At 41.8% G+C, this 3,343-nt stretch carries 1 protein-coding gene; it reads left to right on the forward strand.

The genetic code is table 11. From position 1 onward, the window contains the following. Positions 1–351: 351 nt before the first annotated feature. Positions 352–2,907 carry a WavE lipopolysaccharide synthesis family protein gene (locus tag GGR38_RS23860; RefSeq protein WP_183629500.1) on the forward strand — a complete coding sequence of 852 codons (2,556 nt, stop codon included), beginning with the start codon at positions 352–354 and terminating at the stop codon, positions 2,905–2,907. Positions 2,908–3,343: the final 436 nt, after the last annotated feature.

Below are 3,343 nucleotides of genomic sequence, written 5' to 3' on the forward strand. Positions count from 1 at the left end.
ACCGATGATCTGCTCTTCTGTGAACCTTGCTCGCTTCATTCGTCCGTCCTTCCATCAGGCCGGACTCTAATCAAGCTTGGAGGAAAATCAGGGGGGCACGTCAGCCCCAATTCCCACTATCGTTGGCGATCGCACAAACCACATGTTTGCCTCACTATTCAGCTGCACGAAAAGGGGCTTGCGGAAAATCGAGGCAATCACGTAGTCATAACAGGGAAAAGCAGGCACAGCGTGATAGCGCAAACATAGCTATTATGCCGTGCGATGATGGCGATTGGCAAAAGCAATTTCAGCCTGAGTGATCGAACGCTTTGAATTGTATTGTACAAATATAAAACACCAAGGAACGTCATGAGTAAAATTCAGTCTGGTATTCAATCTTGTGATATATCAATCGTATTACAAGGGCCGGTTTCCTCAAGTCGTGGAGAAAATATTTTTTCTACCGCAGAAAATGCTCAACAAATAAGAAAAATATTTCCGGAATCAGAAATAATTATTTCGACTTGGGAAGATTCAGATCTTTCAGGAATTGTGGCAGACAAATTTGTTCTTTCGAAGGATCCTGGCGGCATACCGTTTGAAATTGGAAGCAAGAAAACAAATAATATCAATCGCATGCTTGTATCAAGTCAAGCCGGTGTTCGTGCAGCTTCCCGCCCATATATTCTAAAACTGCGTTCAGATTTGATGCCTGAAAGCACCGATTTTATCGGTCACTGGGAGAGATTATCTGTTCCCCCCGTCGAATATGGAATTTTTTCACGGCAAATTTTGGCTTATCCCGTATATTCTTTGCTTTTTGAAGAAAAAGAGAAAAGAATGCCGAAGCCATTTCACATTTCTGATTGGGCATTTTTCGGAGAATCAAGAGATATCCTCTCTCTTTTTAATATTGAATTAGTAAAAGAGCCTAATTTTTCTGAATTTTTCAAAAAAAATAAGGTTGACTTTTACGACACAACTCCGAAGGTGAAGTGGCAATATAGTCCAGAGCAATATTTATTTTACTCAGTAGTAAAAAATAATTTTCAATACGTAAAATTTAATCATAAAGGTGATTATAGTGAAGAATTGATAAAGCTATCTGAAAAGTTCGTATTCAATAATTTCGTTTTTATTGATGATGATATGTGGAAACTCTTACACGGCAAGGGATTTTACAATAAACCTATCCATGAATATGACAAAAATTGTTTTGATGGATTGATTCGTTACGGCATCGGCGTCGAAAAGAGAATCGCACTTGGCATTCCCACGCCTGACTTGGACGTGCGCGGCGCCAAACTGAAGCTGCAGCAACAAAATGCCAGCAGGGCTGATTTTTTGCCGTTTCTATCTGGCGATAGCGACCTATTTCAAGAACATGTAAACAAATCAGGAGCCTTGACGATTATTGTTCAAGGAGGTTTGTTCAAAAAAAACATCGTTCAGGTTGCCAACAATTGCACGCATTGGCGCGACCTCTTCGAAAATGCTCAAATAATATGCGCAATATCTAGTAGCGATTTCTTGGAAATTTTTCGTACAAATTCAGAATATAGTTATAAAATCGACACAAAAGATGGTCTAGTTAGAGATGCTTTTGCCGTATTGCTACAAGCTTGCGACACCTTATCATTTGCTGATGCCGCCACACCTTTGCCGCCTATCAAGAATGATTCCGGGATCTGCAACGCAAATCTTCAAATTTCGACATCGAAAAGGGCGCTGGAGGTTGCAACCGGAGAATATGTCCTGCGTATTCGAAATGACATGATTTTCTATGATCGCAATTTTCTGGACCAGTATGTCGCCTTAGCTGGCAAAGATCGTGGACGATTTCGCGAATTTCGTCAGCGTGTCTTGATGTCACCGCTCTTTACACTCAACCCTTTTGGCGCTGAAAGGATGCCATTTCATTACAGCGATTGGTTTCATTTCGGCTTGCGTGAAGATGTTACCTCCATTTGGCAGGTTCCTTTCATGACCCTTTCCGATCTTCTTTACTATCACTTTAACGATTATGCCCCCCATTCTAACGAATTCGAAAAGAAATTTTATACCAGAATTGCGGTTGAACAACATATTGCGTTTCACAGATTTAAGAAAAAATTTAGTGAAATTTCGCTCGATTTTCATAATGATTTTAGATTCTCTAAAGAATCTGTGGAAATTCTTTTTGACAATTTCGTACTTTGCAATCTGAAAGAAGCTAAGATTTTTTTTGAAAAATACAATCCTGCAATTAATGACAGGATTTTCGATCACTGGTGCATAACGCAGGAAGATTGTAACGCAATATTGCTCGACAGATCTTCTATAGAAAGAATATTGACTGAGTCGGCGAAGAAAATTTTTCCCGATGCCCCCGAAAGGATTAAAGCCAATAGCCATACTCTTGAATTTTATGAACATAAAAATTGTGATGGAACTGCAGTTTTTAGTGAAAAAATTTTGGATGGTGACTTTTTTTGCAAAAAGGTACTTCCATCTTATATTTCAAATGGAACATGGAAAAATAAGATTCTAAAGCACCTTTTTGGTTGTTCAAAAATATCTAGCTATTCTAATTTCTACCGTCTAAGTGAAGGGCAACTCCGCAGCAATGCCCTCGTCGAGCAGGGTAAGAATTCGATTGTCGCTGATTACGATAATTGCTGCGCTCTGTATGGACCATATGTGAATCTGGGGAAGGGAACTTATCGAGCCGATTTTGTTTTCTCTGAACCACTAAATGAGGTCGTAACCTTGGAAATTTCTTCCTTGGAAAATGCCCATGTTGCTTCCAAAGTGGTAGATGCGGTTGCGGATAGGGTCTCTATTGAATGGTCATCGCCTGTCGATCTAAGCAATGTCGAAGCCCGTTTTTTCGTAAAAAGTGGATTTAGTCATGAACTTCTGTTCCTGAGTATCGCTAAGTTCTGAGTGCCATCGGACAATTCTTTCTAGCTAAACTCCACGTATATATCTCCGGCCGGGGCGAGAGATTTTTTGCTGCATCGGCCGGATTTAACTCCGGTTGGTGCAGAAAGTTCGTAATTACTGACGTGGTCGGCTTGCGCCGGCCTAATCGGGCGATCACGAATTTGCCGTCGACGAGGTTGCGGATGACATCCAGAGCAGAGAGGTGGCCTGGTTAGCCTGGACAGCGATTAACCACGGATAAGTGGATCGTCTGCCGGTTATAGTCTCAAGATGCCAATCCGGAGCGTCATGCAAGAAGGGCGTAGCCCGACTGGAATGAGGCCCCGGATTGGCGGCCAAGGGTAACGGCCCGATTGAGGCCGCCTGACGATGTTAAGCGACGTCGTTATTGACGTCGTTATGTACGTCGTATGCGGTGGAGGCTGTTTTGGTGGTT

The sequence above is a fragment of the Novosphingobium sediminicola genome (assembly GCF_014196525.1).
In the GTDB taxonomy this organism is placed as follows: domain Bacteria; phylum Pseudomonadota; class Alphaproteobacteria; order Sphingomonadales; family Sphingomonadaceae; genus Novosphingobium; species Novosphingobium sediminicola.

Excerpts from the sequence above, each read along its gene's own strand:
- GGR38_RS23860 (WP_183629500.1), top strand. The coding sequence starts at position 352 with ATGAGTAAAATTCAGTCTGGTATTCAATCTTGTGATATATCAATCGTA.